This is a genomic window from Pseudomonas sp. AC083 (assembly GCF_979253165.1).
The window spans coordinates 1-259 of the sequence record NZ_CEEDDH010000204.1 but is presented as its reverse complement, the minus strand read 5'-3'; the positions used below and the strand labels follow the sequence as shown (position 1 = coordinate 259).

At 43.6% G+C, this 259-nt stretch carries 1 protein-coding gene; it reads left to right on the top strand.

Annotation, left to right across the window (positions count from 1 at the left end; genetic code table 11):
• Window positions 1-259: hypothetical protein (locus AC0IXA_RS27715; RefSeq protein WP_471814947.1), on the top strand; the 259-nt coding region annotated here is incomplete at both ends.

Here is a 259-nt window from a genome sequence, read left to right as displayed (position 1 = left end):
CATATGGAACCGTAGGACGAGGCACCGTCTTATCACTCACATTTGAATTAGATCAGAAAACGTATATCATTCCAATGATTCAAGCCGCTGGTTTTGAATTTAGAACAGGAGAAAAAGCCGATCTCGTCGACATCAATGGCCAGCTGAAAATGGCTGCCTATGGCTATGAAGTTCGAAATCGCTCGGGGAAAGATATGACGTTAACAGGAACCATCCAGCGTGTGAAGCAATATTCAATTGCCATCCATGAACAAAAGCC